We start from the raw sequence: 14,949 nt of genomic DNA, 5'->3' as shown, positions 1-14,949 counted from the left end.
AACGAACAGGCAAGATCGCGCCGCGAGCGTGACGATGACGGGGAACAGCCGATGAGCACGCAAGCGAGCAGGCCCCTGGCCGTACCGGATGTCGCCGGCCCTGCGCAGGCGGCCCCTTACGACCCCGAGCACGGTCTTCCGGCGACCTTCGGCGAAGGCTGGAAGGGCAGGCTGCTGTTCTGGATCGCCGTCGCCTTCTCGGCCTTCCAGATCGTCACCGCCTTCGGCATTCCGCTCGACTTCCGGATCGTGCCGTCGATCTTCTGGCTGACACCGATCATGGCGATCCGGATCGCCTTCGTATTCTGGCTCGGCTGGATCCTGCTCGGCGCCGCGCGTGGCCGTCCGAATATCGAGGCGGTCCTCGCCTTCCTCGCCCTGTTCGGCGCCTTCGAGCTGGTGACGCTCTATACCGGCACGCTGCCGAACCAGGTGCTGCGCACCCTGCATGTCGGCTTCCTCTGCCTGACCGCCTGCGGCCTGCTCGCCAATGCCGACGAGACCTCACCGCCGGCCCGGGCCTTCTGGTGGGCAGTCGGCGTGGTCGGCTTCGCCGTCGGCCTCTACCATTGGTGGAACTATAACGAGCTGGTGAACCGCGCCGGCGAACTCACCCATGCCGACATGGTCGTCGGCATCGGCGCCCTCGTCGTGCTCTTCCTTCTGGTCTGGCGGGCGATGGGCATCGCCCTGCCGCTGGTCGCCGGCACCTTCCTGGCCTATTGCCTGTTCGGCAACTATCTTCCCGCCCCTTACGACCATCGCGGCTACAGCCTGGAGCAGGTGATCGAGCAGATGGCCTTCGGCACCGAGGGCCTCTACGCCACGCCGACCGCCGTCTCCGCCACCTTCATCTTCCTGTTCATCCTGTTCGGCGCCTTCATGGAGCGCGCCGGCGTCATCGATTTCTTCAACGACATCTCGATGGCGGTGTTCGGCGGCAAGCAGGGCGGTCCGGGCAAGGTCTGCGTCGCCTCCTCGGCGCTGATGGGCACGGTCTCGGGCTCCGGCGTCGCCAATGTCGTCGCCTCCGGCCAGTTCACCATCCCCCTGATGAAGCGCTCCGGCTTCAACGGCGCGTTTGCGGGCGGCGTCGAGGCGACCTCCTCGATGGGCGGCCAGATCATGCCGCCGGTGATGGGCGCCGTCGCCTTCATCATGGCCGAGACGATCGACGTGCCCTATTCAAAGATCGTCGAGGCCGCGATCATCCCGGCCCTGCTCTATTTCGCCGCCTGCTACTGGGCGGTGCATCTGGAAGCCGGCAAGCTCGGCCTGCACGGCCTGCCGAAGTCGCAGCTGCCGAGCGCCCGCGCCGAGATCCGCAAGAACTGGTACCTGATCGCGCCGCTCCTGGTACTGGTCTACCTGCTCTTCGCCGGCTTCACGCCGCTCTTCGCCGGCGCCATCGGCCTCGCGCTGACGGTCGCGCTGATCCTCGCTTTGGCGATCTCGGCCGGGCTCGCGACGCCCGCCTTGCGCATCGTCTTCTGGGTCGGCTTCGCGCTGATCTCGGCGGCCTCGATGACGATCAGCATGGCGACCGTGCTGATGGTCGTGCTCGCCCTCGTGCTCTGGAACGTGCTGCGCGGCGGTTCGGGCCGCGAGGTCCTGGAGTCCTGCGTCGCGGCGCTGGCGGACGGTGCCCGGCAGGCCCTGCCGGTCGGCCTCGCCTGCGCGCTGGTCGGCATCGTCATCGGCACCATGACCCTGACCGGCATCGGCACGATCTTCGGCTCCTGGCTGATCGGCATCGGCAAGCACTCGATGTTCCTCGCCCTCGTCCTGACGATGATCTTCAGCCTGATCCTCGGCATGGGCATCCCGACCATCCCGAACTACATCATTACCTCCTCGCTGGCCGCGCCGATCCTGCTGCAGCTCGACGTGCCGCTGATCGTCAGCCACATGTTCGTCTTCTATTTCGGCATCATGGCCGACCTGACGCCGCCCGTGGCGCTCGCCGCCTTCGCGGCGGCGCCGATGGCCAAGGTCTCGGGCATGAAGATCGGCGTGCAGGCGGTGAAGATCGCCCTGCCTGGCTTCGTCGTGCCCTATATCGCGGTCTATGATCCGACGCTGATGCTGCAGCCCGTCGCGGGTCTCTCCGGCACCGGCTACTGGCTCGCCGTTTGCTACATCGTCGTCAAGGCATCGCTCGCCATGGTGCTCTGGGGCACCGCCTTCGTCGGCTATCTCCTGCGGCCTCTGACGCTCTGGGAGCGCGTGCTCGCTGCGCTGGCGGCCGGATTGCTGGTCGCGGCCGTCCCGATCACCGACGAGATCGGTTTCGCCCTGGCTGCGGTGATCTTCGGCCAACACTTCTGGCGGGCGCGAGCAGCGACCCGGCAGGCGGCGTGATCTGCCTCGCCGCCGGCGCGCTGCTCGTGCCGCTCGGCGCCGGCGAGATCACCCTCGCCTGGCGCCATTCGGTCGAGAAGACGCTGTGGGAGGAACTCTGGCAGGAGAGCCCGGACGGGCTCGTCCTAGTCGAGGCGCGGGTGCAGGGCTCGGGCGCCGGCATGGACCCGCCCGAGAGCGCGAGACTGGTCGACGGCTTCTGGCGCTGGCGGCCCGGACTGCCTGCCTTGAGAGAGGTCGTGATGCGCCGCTCCGGCGCCACGGCCGACTGGCGCGTCTGCATCGGGAACGGCTGCCGCGCGATGGCGGAACTGGTGCCGGCCGAGGCCGATCCGGTGGTGCTGAAGCCCTGCCCGTGACGGCTCAGCTGCGGGGATGGATACGCTCGACCTTCACCACGCGGCGCATGAACACGACCATGCCATAGGCGGCGATGCCGGAGAACAGCGTCATCAGCACATAGGCGACGATGTGGCCGAGCTCGAACATGCCGGCGAGCGCCCAGCCCGAAGCCAGGGCAACCCCGAAGAGCTCGACCCCGATCAGGATCGCCATCGAGACCACCAGGATCATGTTGCGCCAGTTGGTACGCCCTGCGGCCATGCTTCCATTCCTCGCACCCATGCGCAGACCGCCTAGCCTAGGCAGCGCCGGCATGCAACAAAATCGCGCCTGATCGGCAAATGGTCACAGCTACCCCGAATGAAAAGAGCCTGATGCCCGACTCTCCCGTCTTCGCCAGCGCGGCGGTCGCCGCTCCCCATCATCTCGCTTCGCAGGCCGGCCGGGCGATCCTTGCCGAAGGCGGCAACGCCATCGAGGCCATGGTCGCCATGGCCGCGACCATTTCGGTGGTCTATCCGCATATGAACGCCATCGGCGGCGATGGCTTCTGGCTGGTGCACGAGCCCGGCGGCAAGGTTCACGCCATCGAGGCCTGCGGGGGCGCCGGATCGCTCGCGACGATCGAACGCTATCGCGAGAAGGGCTACGACACCTTGCCTTCCCGCGGCGCCGATGCGGCGATCACGGTCGCCGGCGCGATCGGCGGCTGGCAGGCGGCGCTTGCGCTCGCGCAGAGCCTGGGCGGCCGCATCCCGCTGAAGGACCTTCTGGCCGACGCCATTCGCCATTGCACCGAGGGCTATGACATCTCGGCGTCCGAGCTGCGCACCTGGCCGCAGGAGGTCGATGCGGTGAAGGCCGCGCCGGGCTTCAGCGATTTCTTCTGGCCGGGCGGCGAGCGCCCCAAGGCCGGCGACCGGCGCAAGCCCCGGGCGCTCGGCGCGACCTTCGAGCAACTGGCCCATGCCGGGCTCGACGATTTCTACCGCGGCGATATCGGCCGCGAGCTCGCCGAGGACCTCGATCGCCTCGGCGCGCCGATCACCCGCGCCGATATCGAGGCCTTCCGCGCGCGTGCCGTCCAGCCGCTGTCGCTGAAACTGCCGGGGCTGACCGCCTACAATTTCCCGCCGCCGACGCAAGGGCTCGCGGCGCTCCTGATCCTCGGCATCTTCGAGAAGCTCGGCGTCACCCGGGCCGAGGGCTTCGACCATCATCACGGCCTGGTCGAGGCGGTGAAGCGTGCTCTGGCGCTGCGCGACCAGGTGGTCACCGACCCGGCCTTCATGACCATCGACCCGGCGAGCCTGCTGAGCGACGCGGTCCTCGCCCGCGAGGCGCAGAAGATCGACCGCAAGCGTGCCGCGAGCTGGCCGTTCCGGCCCGGCGAGGGCGACACGGTCTGGATGGGCGCGATCGACGGCTCGGGCCTCGCCGTCTCCTATATCCAGTCGATCTACTGGGAATACGGCTCGGGCTGCATCCTGCCGAAGACCGGCATCAACTGGCAGAACCGCGGCGTCTCCTTCTCGCTCGACGCCAAGGCGCTGAATCCGCTGACGCCGGGCCGCAAGCCCTTCCACACGCTCAACCCGCCGCTGGCGCGCTTCGACGACGGTCGGATCATGAGCTATGGCGCGATGGGCGGCGACGGCCAGCCGCAGTTCCAGGCCCAGATCCTGTCGCGCTACCGCTTCGGCCAGAGCGTCGCCGACGCCGTCGACGCGCCGCGCTGGCTGTTCGGCCGGACCTGGGGCGCCGGCTCGATCTCGCTCAAGCTGGAAAGCCGCTTCGACCCGATGCTGCTGGCGCGGTTGACCGCCGCCGGGCACCCGGTCGAGGAATACAGCGAGGCCTATTCCGACCAGTTCGGCCATGCCGGCATGCTGGTGAAGCACCAGAAGGGCCAAGGTGGGGGTCATGTCGAAGCGACGCATGACCCGCGCTCCGACGGCGATGCCAGGGGGATCTGACAGGCCATGATCGAGGACGATCCGTTCCGCTGCTTCGTTCCCTATCCGCCGGCGCCGGTGAAGCACGCCTCCTCCGGTCCGCTCGCGGGCCTGACGCTGGCGGTCAAGGACCTGTTCGACATCAAGGGTTACCCGACCGGCGCGGGCTCACCGACCGTGCTGGCGCAGTCGGGCGTCAAGACCCGCACGGCGCCGGTGGTGAAGGCGCTGCTCGATGCCGGCGCCCGCTTCGTCGGCAAGACCCATACCGACGAGCTCGCCTTCTCGCTCAACGGCAAGAACGCCCATTTCGGCTCGCCGGTGAACCCGGCCGCGCCGGAGCGGATCACCGGCGGCTCCTCCTCCGGCTCGATGGCGGCGGTCGCCGGGCGGCTCGCCGACATCGCGCTCGGCTCCGACACCGGCGGTTCGGTGCGTGCGCCGGCGAGCTATGGCGGACTGTTCGGCATCCGCCCGAGCCATGGCCGCCTCTCGCTGAAGCGAACCTGGCCGCTGGCCGAGAGCTTCGATACCGCCGGCTTCTTCGCCCGTGACGGCGAGACCTTCGCCCGCGTCGCCAATGTCCTGTTCGGGAAGGACCGCACGACCCTTCCGGAGCGGCCGCGGCTGCTGCTCGCCGACGACCTTTTCGCCCAGGCCGTGCCGGAGGCCGAGCGCATCCTGCGCAATGCCGTCCAGCGCTTCGTGCCGCTGCTCGGCCAACCCGAGAGCGTCCGCGCCGTGCGCGACATGGACGCGCTCTACTGGGCCTTTCGCTGGCTCCAGGGCCGCGAGGCCTGGACGGCCGACGGGCCGATGATCGAGCGCTTCGCCCCGCCGCTCGGCCCGGGCGTCGCCGAGCGCTTCGCCTTCGGCCGCTCGGTCAGCGACGCCGAGGTCGCGCGCGGCGACACCGTCCGCCGCAACTTCCGCGCCAAGCTCGCCAAGCTGCTCGGCCAGGACGGCGTGCTGCTGCTGCCGACCGTGCCGGACATCGCGCCTTTGGTCAGCGCCGGCGAGAGCGAGCTCGATGATTTCCGCAACCGGGCCCTGCGTCTGCTCTGCCTTGCCGGGCTTTCGGGTTTCCCGCAGATTTCGATTCCGGTGGCCTATCGCGACGATGCCCCGCTCGGGCTGTCGGTGATCGGGCCCAGGGGCTCGGACAAGTCGCTGGTCGCCTTTGCGGTGAGGATCGAGCGGGCTGCCAGGATCAGACTGGCGTGACGATCAGACGGGCATGAGGAGGAGGCGGCGATGAGCGACCATGACCACCATCATCACCACGATCATGACCACGAGCACGACAATCATTTCACGCCGATCGAGGCGCGGGTGAAGGCGCTGGAATCGCTGCTGGTCGAGAAGGGCTATGTCGATCCGGCGGCGCTCGACGCCATCGTCGAAACCTATGAGACGAAGGTCGGCCCGCGCAACGGCGCCCGCGTCGTCGCCAAGGCCTGGAGCGACCCGGCCTATGCGCAGCGCCTGAAGCAGGACGGCACCGCCGCCGTCGCCGAACTCGGCTATGGCGGGCGTGGCGGCGAGCACATTGTCGCGGTGTTCAACACGCCGGAGGAACACAACCTCATCGTCTGCACGCTGTGCTCCTGCTATCCTTGGCCGGTGCTCGGCCTGCCACCGGTCTGGTACAAGTCACCGCCCTACCGCTCCAAGGCGGTGATCGACCCACGCGGCACCCTGGCCGATTTCGGCGTGACCCTGCCCGAGGGCCAGCGCATCCGCGTCTGGGACTCGACCGCCGAGACCCGGTTCATCGTAGTGCCGCAGCGCCCGGAAGGCACCGAGGGCTGGTCCGAGGAAGAGCTGGCGGACATCGTCACGCGCGACTCGATGATCGGCGTCGGCCTGCCGCAGGCGGGAGCGCGGTCATGAATGGCGGGCAGGATCTCGGCGGCCAGATGGGCTTCGGCCCGGTCCGACCCGAACCGGACGAGCCGATCTTCCACGCCGATTGGGAAGCGCGCATGCTGGCGCTCAACGTCGCCGCCGGGGCCATGGGGCACTGGACGATCGACGAGATCCGCCATGCGCGCGAGGCCATCCCGCCGGCCGACTACCTGTCCCTCTCCTATTACGAGATCTGGTACGAGGGCCTGCGCACCGTGCTGCAGCGGCACGGCTTCGCCACTCTTGCCGAGCTCGACAGCGGCGCCTCCGCCGGCAGCGGCACCACGCCGAAGCGCGTCCTGAAAGGGACCGATGTACCCGCCGTGCTGCGCCGCGGCTTTCCCTATGAGCGCGAAGCGGCTGCCCCGGCCCGCTTCAAGGTCGGCGACAAGGTCCGCACCATCGTCATGCACCCACGGCATCATACCCGCCTGCCGCGCTATGCCCGCGGCAAGCAGGGTGTGGTCGAGCGCGTTACCGGCTGCCATGTCTTCCCAGACACCGGCGCCCATGGCGCGCCCGAGACCGCGCAATGGCTCTATACGGTCGTCTTCGCCGGCCCCGAGCTCTGGGGCCGCGATGCCGATCCGAACTCCAGCGTCAGCATCGAAGCCTGGGAAAGCTATCTTGAGCCGGCCTGAGCACGATCTCGCGGCGGCACTCGCCGCCGATACCCCGATCCCGCGCGACGCCGAGGGCCCGATCTTCGCCGAGCCCTGGCAGGCGCAGGCCTTCGCCTTGGTCGTCGCCCTGCAGAATCGCGGTATCTTCACCGCCGATGAATGGGCGCAGGCGCTCGGCGCCGAGATCCGCGAGGCGCTCGCCGCCGGCGGCTGCCGCGATGGCTCCGATTACTACGAGCGCTGGTGCGAGGCGCTCGAGCATCTGCTGATCGAGAAGGGCTTGGCGAGCCATGAGGGCGTCGACGCCCGCAGCGCCGCCTGGGAGCGCGCTGCGCAGGCAACGCCTCACGGCAAGCCGATCCTGCTGGAGAACGACCCGCAACGCTAATGCCCTGGCCGGGCCCTTCGCCGTCACGACACTGTATCGCCGGCCGGACACAGGGCCGGAACTTCGCAGAACCGCTTCGCGCGACGAAGCGCAAACGGGAGGGACGCAGCATGAAGACGGTTCTCACCGGCCTGACCGCCCTGGCCGCGGCGGCCCTGTCCATTCCGGCCACGAGCCCGCCGGCCCATGCCGCCGACACGGCGCTCAGTACGCTGATCCCGAAGCTGACGCGCGGCACGCAATGGACGCAAAAGTCGGCGGTCGAGCTGCAGTTCCCGACGCATCACCCCCAGGGCATGGTCAGGATCGGCGATGCCTTCTTCATCTCCTCGGTCGAGATCAAGAAGCCGACGACCCGCTATCCCAGCCTGCAGGACGGCTATGACCGCGATACCGGAGAGGGCGTCGGCCATCTCTTCAAGGTCGACGCGCAGGGCAAGCTCCTCGGCAGCGTCACCCTCGGCGAAGGCTCGATCTACCACCCCGGCGGCATCGACTTCGACGGGAAGGACATCTGGGTTCCGGTCGCCGAGTACCGGCCGAACAGCCAGTCGATTGTCTACAAGGTCGACCCGGCGACGCTGACGGCGACCGAGGTCTTCCGCTTCAAGGACCATGTCGGCGGCATCATCCACAACACCGACGACAAGTCGCTGCACGGCGTCAGCTGGGGCTCGCGCCGCTTCTACAAATGGCCTCTCGACGGCGAGGGCAGGGTAACCAATGCGACGACGGCGCCCGAAGCGCTGCGCGTCGCCAATCCCGCGCTCTACATCGACTATCAGGACTGCCACTATATCGGCATGAGCCGGATGCTCTGCTCGGGCCTCAACGCCTACCGGACGACGAAGGACGGCCCGGTCTTCCGCCTCGGCGGCCTGGAGATCGTCGACCTCAAGGACAACAGGCCGGTCTATCAGGTGCCGGTCGAGCTCTGGTCGCCGAGCTCGGGGCTGCCGATGACGCAGAACCCATTCTGGGTCGAGCCGACGGCCGAGGGCGTGCGCGCCTACTTCATGCCGGACGACGACAAGTCGACCCTCTTCACCTTCGAGGCGGTGGTGAAGTAGGGCTGATTTCACGCCGCTGGTTTCGTCATGGTCGGGCTTGTCCGGACCATCCACTTCTTCCTTCGTCGCACAGCGTTCAAGACGTGGATGCTCGCCAACGAGGGCGAGCATGACGGGGTGATCAGCTTCCCTGCCCAGCCGCCCACAGGCCGAAGAGCAGGGCGGCGCCGAGCACGGCGACGAAGGCCGCCGCCAGCACTTCGAGCCCGGCGATGATGCGCACACCCGCGAGCGAACCGCCGCCGGCGAGGCGCAGCGCTGCGAACTTGAAGAACACGGCGAGCGCGGCCAGCGCCCCGGTGGTCAGGGCCGTGCCGAGCGCCATGGCGAAGGTCGCGGCGATCCCGGCCCAGAACAGGCCCTGCGCATTGGCGAAGACGAGGATGATCAGCGCTCCCGCGCAAGGCCTAAGGCCCGCCGCCAGCACGACCCCGGCCATCTCGCGGAAGGAACGCAGCCGCGAGATCTCCTCGGGCCCGGGCATGTGGACATGGTCGCAGGAGGCCGGGTCATGCGCCGCGCCGCCGCCGAGCGCGACGAAGCTCCCTGCCTTGCGCCAGAGCACGTAGAGCCCGACCAGCGCGACCAGCGCGAAGCTGCCGAGCTCGATCACCCGCGTCGTCGAAGCCATGGTCTTCGCCGTTGCGTTCAGTGCGAGGGTGAGGGTCCCGACCAGCCCGATTGCGACCAGCGCCTGGACGAGCGCCGCCGCGAAGCTCAAGGCGAGGCCGCGCCGCAGGCTGCGATTGTCGGCGACGATATAGCCCGAGATCACCGCCTTGCCGTGACCGGGGCCGGCGGCGTGGAACACGCCATAGCCGAAGGCCAGGCCTAGCAGCGCCGGTAGCGCGGCCGGCGACTGCGCGATCGCCTTCAGCGTCGCGGTCAGCTCGCGATAGAAACTCGACTGCCAGGCGAGGATGACGGCGCCGAGGCCCGAGGTCGCCGGCAGCGCCTCACGCGGCAGCGCCACGCCGAACGGGTTGCGCGGCGGCGGGGGCGGCGGCGGGAAATAGAGGCTGAGCAGCCAGGCGATCAGCCCGAGCGCGCCGGCGACCAGCGCCAGCGCCAGCACGGCGATGCATAGCCGGCGCGGCAGGGCGGCGAGGCCCGGCGCGGCGTCGACGCTCAGGGACATGCCACCAGGGCGCGCGTCGTGACGACGTAGGCGCTCATATCCGGCGTCGCGGTGATGTCTTCCTGCGCCAGGCGCTGCTGCGTCGCCGTATCGAGCTTGGGCGGACGCATAACCCGTACAACGCAGCCCTTCGGGGCATCGCGCGTCGTCACCGCATCGGCCTCGGCGGCGACCTCGAAGGCGACGAAATAGGTAGGGTCGCCGATCTCGATGCCGAAGGAGCGGTTGGCCACGGCCGGCGTCTTGAGCGGCAGCGTGAAGGTCAGGGTCAGCACCTTGTTCTCGTAGACCAGCCCTTCTTCCCCGGGCTTGCCGAATTCCTGCGCCTTGCCGTTCGCCTTGGCGCTCGTGAAGAAATCGACGTCCGGGAGGGATTCGATGTTGACCTTGGCGAGCTCGGCCAGCTCGTCCGGCGTCAGCTTGCCATCGCCGTTCTTGTCGAGCCCCTGGACCATATAGGCCGAATAGGCCTCGTCGAAGCTCCAGCGATGGCGCAGCGCCTGCACCGCGCCGTCGGGCGTGTAGATGATCTCGGTGCGCGAGGTCACGAAGACGTGCGGATGCGCCATGGCCGGCAGCGCGAGGCCGAACGAGGCGATGATGGCGCAGAGCGCGAGCGATCCGGTCTGGCGACGCGGCACGATGGCATTTCCTCGAATCTGCGGCGGAATCGGCAGCGCATGCTAACAAATGCGCGCGCTTTGCGCCTAGCCCGCAATCGGCTGCGAGACCGGCGCAGCCTTCCCCCGGAAAGGCGGCCAAATCGCGGCGCGCACGACATTGGCACAGTCTGGAATTGCACCAGACTGATTTGACGGCACCCGGGCGGTATGACAGCAATACTGACATAACAACGGGTTGGAGGCCGGCCATACCGTCCCCATAATCCCTGCGGGGTTCGATCTTCGGGAGGTCGTTCATGGCCGAGACGCAGCAGAACTCCGGGACCGAGGCGCTCCGCGCCGTCGCGCTCGACGACAAATACGACCTTTCGAAAGAGCAGATCTTCCTGACCGGCACGCAGGCCATCGCCCGCATGCTGCTGGTCCAGCGCGAGCGCGATCGCCGGGCCGGGCTGAAGACGGCAGGCTTCGTCTCGGGCTATCGCGGCTCCCCGCTCGGCGGGCTCGACCAGCAGCTCGCCCGCGCCGGCAAGCAGCTCAAGGCTGCCGACATCGTCTTCCAGCCCGGGCTCAACGAGGATCTTGCGGCGACAGCGATCTGGGGCACGCAGCAGGCCGAGCTCTCCGGCGAGGGCAAGCACGACGGCGTGTTCGGGCTCTGGTACGGCAAGGGCCCCGGCGTCGACCGCACCGGCGACGTCTTCCGCCATGCCAACATGGCCGGCACCTCGCGCCATGGCGGCGTGATCTGCCTGCTCGGCGACGACCACACCGCCGAATCCTCGACCAACGCCCACCAGACCGAATTCGTCCTGGTCGACCGGATGATGCCGATCCTCAACCCGGCGGGCGTCCAGGAGATCATGGACTACGCCCTGCACGGCTTCGCGCTCTCGCGCTTCGCCTCGGTCTGGGTCGGCATCAAATGCGTCAAGGACAACATCGAATCGACGGCCTCGGTCGACGGCTCGGTCGAGCGCGTCCAGATCGCGCTGCCCGATGATTTCGTCATGCCGCCGGGCGGGCTCGGCATCCGGCGCGAGCTCGATTTCCTCGACCAGGAGAAGCGGCTACACGTCCACAAGCGCGAGGCGATCCTCGCCTATCTGCGGGCGAACAGGCTCAACCAGGCCATCCTCTCGGGCGGACAAACGCCGCGCATCGGCATCATCACCGTCGGAAAATCCTATCTCGACGTGCGCCAGGCGCTGGAGGAACTCGGCCTCGACGAGGTCCGGGCCAATGATCTCGGCATCCGCCTGTTCAAGGTCGCCTGCCCCTGGCCGCTCGACCCGCAGGAGCTCAAGGACTTCGCCGCCGGGCTCGATCTGGTCATGGTGGTCGAGGAGAAGCGCTCGCTGATCGAGGTGCAGCTGCGCGAGGAACTCTACGGCTCGGCGCACCAGCCCATGATCGTCGGCAAGAAGGACGAGAAGGGCGACTGGCTCTTTCCGGCCCATGGCGCGCTCGACCCCAATGATGTCGCGATCGCGCTCGGCGCCCGCCTGCTGCAATACCGCGACGATCCCGCCCTGCGCGCCAGGCTGGAGGTGATCGCCGCCGCCCAGGGCCGGCTCGCCGAGGCGCAGGAGGTGGCCAAGCGCACCCCCTATTTCTGCTCGGGCTGCCCGCACAACACCTCGACCGTCGTGCCCGAAGGCTCGCGTGCCTCCGCCGGCATAGGCTGCCATTTCATGTCGCTCTGGATGGACCGCGACACCGCCGGCTTCACCCAGATGGGCGGCGAGGGGGCCAACTGGGTCGGCGAGGCCCCGTTCTCGACGCGCGGCCACATCTTCCAGAATCTCGGCGACGGCACCTACACCCATTCCGGCTCACTCGCGATCCGCTGGGCCGTCGCCTCGGGCGTCAACATCACCTACAAGCTGCTCTACAACGACGCCGTCGCGATGACCGGCGGCCAGCAGGCGGAAGGGCACCTGACGCCCGACCAGATGGCCCGCCAGGTCGCGGCGGAAGGCGTCGCCCGCATCGCCGTCGTCTCGGACGAGCCGACGAAATACCCGCCGGGAACGCTCTGGCCGCCCGGCACGACGCTGCACCACCGCGAGGATCTCGACACCGTGCAGCGAGAGCTCGCCGCGACGCCCGGCGTCTCGCTGCTGCTCTACGACCAGACCTGCGCCACCGAGAAGCGCCGGCGCCGCAAGCGCGGCGCCTATCCCGACCCGGACAAGCGCGTCATCGTCAACGAGCTGGTCTGCGAGGGCTGCGGCGATTGCGGCGTGCAGTCGAACTGCGTCTCGGTGCAGCCGCTGGAGACCGAGTTCGGCCGCAAGCGCCAGATCGACCAGTCGAACTGCAACAAGGATTTCTCCTGCCTGAAGGGTTTCTGCCCGTCCTTCGTCACCGTGCACGGCGCGCGGCCGAAGAAGGCCAAGGCGCGCGCGCTCGAGACTTCAGCCCTCGGCGGCGGCGCTGTCCCCGAGCCGCAGGTGCCGGCGCTCGACCGCAATTATGCGGTGGTCGTCACCGGCGTCGGCGGCACCGGCGTCGTCACGATCGGCGCGATCCTCGGCATGGCCGCGCATCTCGAAGGCAAGGGCTGCGGCATGATCGACATGGCCGGCCTCGCCCAGAAGGGCGGCGCCGTCTTCAGCCATGTCCGCCTCGCCCCGACGCCGGACGATATCCACGCCATCCGCGTCGCTGCCGGCCAGGCCGATCTCGTGCTCGGCTGCGACCTCACCGTCACCGGCTCGAAGAAGGTCTTGGGCGCGATCCGCCCGGGCTCGACCGTCGTCGTCAACACCGCCGAGAGCCTGCCCGGCGACTTCACCCGCAATGCCGATTTCTCGCTGCCGACCGAACGGCTGAAGCGGTCGATCCTCGCCGCCTCCGGCCGCGAGCACACCCATCTCGTCGACGCGACCGCCGCAGCCGTCGCCCTCCTCGGCAATGCCATCGCCGCCAACATGTTCATGCTCGGCTATGCCTGGCAGCATGGCGGGGTGCCGCTCTCGCGCGCCGCGCTGCTCCGGGCGATCGAACTCAACGGCGAGGCGGTGACGATGAACCAGCAGGCCTTCGAGCTCGGCCGCCGGGCCGCGCATGAGCCGGCGGCACTCGCCGCCGCGCTCGCAGAGGCGAAGGCGCCGACGCAGGCTCGCCAGCTCTCGCAGACGTTGGACGAGATCATCGCCCGCCGCGTCGATTTCCTCACCGGCTACCAGGACGCCGCCTATGCGGCGCGCTATCGCGACCTCGTCGAGAAGGTCCGTGCTAGGGAGGCGGGCATTCTGCCCGGCCAGAGCGCGCTGGCGGAAAGCGTCGCGCGCTATCTCTTCAAGCTGATGGCCTACAAGGACGAGTACGAGGTCGCCCGGCTCTATGCCGACGGCGCCTTCCGCCAGCAGCTCGCCGCGACCTTCGAGCCGGACAGCGCCTCGGGTCAGAAGCTGCGCTTCGAGTTCCATCTCGCGCCGCCGCTGCTCGCCAAGGTCGATCCGAACACCGGCCTGCCGCGCAAGATGAGCTTCGGCCCGTGGATGATGGGCGCCTTCGGCCTTCTTTCGAAGCTGAAGGGCCTGCGCGGCACCGCCTTCGACGTGTTCGGCTATACGCAGGAGCGCAAGACCGAGCGCCAGCTGATCGCAGACTACGAAGCGCTGCTCGGCGAGATCCTGACGAAGCTGAGCGCCGAAAACCACGCGCTCTGCGTCGCCCTCGCCGCGATCCCCGAAAAGATCCGCGGCTTCGGGCACGTCAAGGAACGCCATCTGAAGCAGGCCAAGGCCGAGGAGGCCGAGTTGCTGGCGCGCCTGCGCGACGGTTCTGCAGCGGCGCTCGCCATGCCGAAGGCAGCCGAGTAGCGCACGATCGTTCAAGACCGCGCCGGCCTTCCGGCGCTTCCCTGTGCCAACGTCCCGTTTCCGGGGACCTCGACGCAAGGAAGCCTCCATGGAAGGTCTCGCCGGCTTCATCCTCGCCGCGCTCGCCCTGACCGGCAGCCCGGGCCCGGCCAATCTCAGCCTCGCCGCGACCGGCGCCGCCTTCGGCCCGCGCCGCGGCATGCTCTATTCGGCCGGCATCATCGCCGGCCTGCTGCTGGTCATGCTGCTCTCCGGCAGCAGCCTCGCGGGTATCGCGCTGGCCCAGCCCGGCGTCGCGCCGCTGGTGACGGCGTTGGTCGTCGCCTATTTCCTCTATCTCGCCTTCCGCATCGCGACGGCGCCGCCGCTGGTGGAGGATGCCGGTGAGGGCAAGGCTCCCTCCTTCGCCGCCGGCCTTACCCTTTCCCTGGTCAATCCCAAGGGCTACGCCGCGATGGCCTCGCTCTTCTCCGGTTTCGTGCTGGTGCGCGGTGCGGTCCTCTCCGACGCCGCCGCCAAGACGGCGCTGCTGCTCGCCATCGTCACCGCCGTCAACGCGATCTGGCTTCTCGCCGGCGCTGCCCTGACCCGCGCCTTCCGCAACCGGCGCGCCAATCGCGCGATCAACCTCGTCTTCGCCGCCCTGTTGCTCGTCTCGCTGGTCTGGGCATTGCCGGGCTGACCGCTTATGCCTTTGTGCCGGCTTGA

General features: G+C 68.8%; 13 protein-coding genes. 10 read left to right on the top strand and 3 right to left on the bottom strand.

What is annotated here, in order from left to right:
• Nucleotides 1-51 precede the first annotated feature (51 nt).
• Both DK26_RS26140 and DK26_RS26135 read left to right on the top strand, forming a co-directional pair.
• The gene (locus DK26_RS26140) at nucleotides 52-2,361 is read left to right on the top strand and encodes a TRAP transporter permease (RefSeq protein WP_066479169.1); all 2,310 of its coding nucleotides are present in this window, start codon (nucleotides 52-54) and stop codon (nucleotides 2,359-2,361) included.
• Nucleotides 2,358-2,720, top strand: coding sequence for a DUF1850 domain-containing protein (locus tag DK26_RS26135; RefSeq protein ID WP_066479166.1), 363 nt, complete (start codon nucleotides 2,358-2,360; stop codon nucleotides 2,718-2,720). Before DK26_RS26140 ends, DK26_RS26135 begins: the two co-directional genes overlap by 4 nt.
• A 4-nt stretch (nucleotides 2,721-2,724) precedes the next feature.
• Here the strand turns inward: DK26_RS26135 and DK26_RS26130 are convergent, their stop codons facing one another.
• Nucleotides 2,725-2,964: a signaling protein gene (locus DK26_RS26130; protein ID WP_066479164.1), complete on the bottom strand. Its 240-nt coding sequence runs from the start codon at nucleotides 2,962-2,964 to the stop codon at nucleotides 2,725-2,727.
• A gap of 113 nt (nucleotides 2,965-3,077) precedes the next feature.
• Here DK26_RS26130 and DK26_RS26125 point away from each other — a divergent pair, with 113 nt between their 5' ends.
• The 6 genes from DK26_RS26125 to DK26_RS26100 all read left to right on the top strand — a co-directional run bounded on the left by DK26_RS26125 (nucleotide 3,078) and on the right by DK26_RS26100 (nucleotide 8,647).
• Nucleotides 3,078-4,679 carry a gamma-glutamyltransferase gene (locus DK26_RS26125; RefSeq protein WP_066479162.1) on the top strand — a complete coding sequence of 534 codons (1,602 nt, stop codon included), beginning with the start codon at nucleotides 3,078-3,080 and terminating at the stop codon, nucleotides 4,677-4,679.
• Nucleotides 4,680-4,685: 6 nt separating this feature from the next.
• Nucleotides 4,686-5,882, top strand: coding sequence for an amidase (locus DK26_RS26120; RefSeq protein ID WP_066479159.1), 1,197 nt, complete (start codon nucleotides 4,686-4,688; stop codon nucleotides 5,880-5,882).
• 30 nt (nucleotides 5,883-5,912) lie between these two features.
• Nucleotides 5,913-6,551, top strand: coding sequence for a nitrile hydratase subunit alpha (nthA, locus tag DK26_RS26115; RefSeq protein WP_066479157.1), 639 nt, complete (start codon nucleotides 5,913-5,915; stop codon nucleotides 6,549-6,551).
• Nucleotides 6,548-7,207, top strand: a complete 660-nt coding sequence (gene nthB, locus DK26_RS26110) for a nitrile hydratase subunit beta (RefSeq protein WP_066479156.1) — start codon at nucleotides 6,548-6,550, stop codon at nucleotides 7,205-7,207. Before nthA ends, nthB begins: the two co-directional genes overlap by 4 nt.
• Entirely contained in the window at nucleotides 7,194-7,577 is a 384-nt protein-coding gene (locus DK26_RS26105) for a nitrile hydratase accessory protein (RefSeq protein ID WP_066479153.1), read from the top strand. Before nthB ends, DK26_RS26105 begins: the two co-directional genes overlap by 14 nt.
• Before the next feature lie 110 nt (nucleotides 7,578-7,687).
• A complete protein-coding gene (locus DK26_RS26100; protein WP_198162421.1) occupies nucleotides 7,688-8,647 on the top strand; it encodes a DUF6454 family protein in 960 nt (319 codons plus the stop codon).
• 121 nt (nucleotides 8,648-8,768) lie between these two features.
• On the opposite strand, the gene DK26_RS26095 is transcribed toward DK26_RS26100, so the two are convergent.
• The gene (locus tag DK26_RS26095) at nucleotides 8,769-9,785 is read right to left on the bottom strand and encodes a nickel/cobalt transporter (RefSeq protein ID WP_066479150.1); all 1,017 of its coding nucleotides are present in this window, start codon (nucleotides 9,783-9,785) and stop codon (nucleotides 8,769-8,771) included.
• On the bottom strand, nucleotides 9,776-10,426 hold the full coding sequence (locus DK26_RS26090; RefSeq protein WP_066479147.1) for a DUF1007 family protein: 651 nt from the start codon (nucleotides 10,424-10,426) through the stop codon (nucleotides 9,776-9,778). Before DK26_RS26090 ends, DK26_RS26095 begins: the two co-directional genes overlap by 10 nt.
• Nucleotides 10,427-10,704: 278 nt before the next feature.
• On the opposite strand from DK26_RS26090, the gene DK26_RS26085 reads away from it, so the two are divergent.
• Together DK26_RS26085 and DK26_RS26080 are read left to right on the top strand one after the other, a co-directional pair.
• Complete coding sequence (locus tag DK26_RS26085) at nucleotides 10,705-14,241, top strand: indolepyruvate ferredoxin oxidoreductase family protein (RefSeq protein WP_066479146.1); 3,537 nt, start codon at nucleotides 10,705-10,707, stop codon at nucleotides 14,239-14,241.
• A gap of 88 nt (nucleotides 14,242-14,329) precedes the next feature.
• Complete coding sequence (locus DK26_RS26080) at nucleotides 14,330-14,923, top strand: LysE family transporter (protein ID WP_066479144.1); 594 nt, start codon at nucleotides 14,330-14,332, stop codon at nucleotides 14,921-14,923.
• The last annotated feature ends 26 nt before the right edge of the window (nucleotides 14,924-14,949 follow it).

This window comes from Allobosea sp. WAO (assembly GCF_001509835.1).
GTDB lineage: Bacteria > Pseudomonadota > Alphaproteobacteria > Rhizobiales > Beijerinckiaceae > Allobosea.
The sequence above is the reverse complement of the archived record's forward strand: the minus strand, read 5'-3'. Positions and strand labels throughout refer to the sequence as shown.

Excerpts from the sequence above, each read along its gene's own strand:
- DK26_RS26085 (WP_066479146.1), top strand. The coding sequence starts at position 10,705 with ATGGCCGAGACGCAGCAGAACTCCGGGACCGAGGCGCTCCGCGCCGTC.
- nthA (WP_066479157.1), top strand. The coding sequence starts at position 5,913 with ATGAGCGACCATGACCACCATCATCACCACGATCATGACCACGAGCAC.
- nthB (WP_066479156.1), top strand. The coding sequence starts at position 6,548 with ATGAATGGCGGGCAGGATCTCGGCGGCCAGATGGGCTTCGGCCCGGTC.
- DK26_RS26125 (WP_066479162.1), top strand. The coding sequence starts at position 3,078 with ATGCCCGACTCTCCCGTCTTCGCCAGCGCGGCGGTCGCCGCTCCCCAT.
- DK26_RS26140 (WP_066479169.1), top strand. The coding sequence starts at position 52 with ATGAGCACGCAAGCGAGCAGGCCCCTGGCCGTACCGGATGTCGCCGGC.
- DK26_RS26080 (WP_066479144.1), top strand. The coding sequence starts at position 14,330 with ATGGAAGGTCTCGCCGGCTTCATCCTCGCCGCGCTCGCCCTGACCGGC.
- DK26_RS26130 (WP_066479164.1), bottom strand. The coding sequence starts at position 2,964 with ATGGCCGCAGGGCGTACCAACTGGCGCAACATGATCCTGGTGGTCTCG.
- DK26_RS26095 (WP_066479150.1), bottom strand. The coding sequence starts at position 9,785 with ATGTCCCTGAGCGTCGACGCCGCGCCGGGCCTCGCCGCCCTGCCGCGC.
- DK26_RS26100 (WP_198162421.1), top strand. The coding sequence starts at position 7,688 with ATGAAGACGGTTCTCACCGGCCTGACCGCCCTGGCCGCGGCGGCCCTG.
- DK26_RS26120 (WP_066479159.1), top strand. The coding sequence starts at position 4,686 with ATGATCGAGGACGATCCGTTCCGCTGCTTCGTTCCCTATCCGCCGGCG.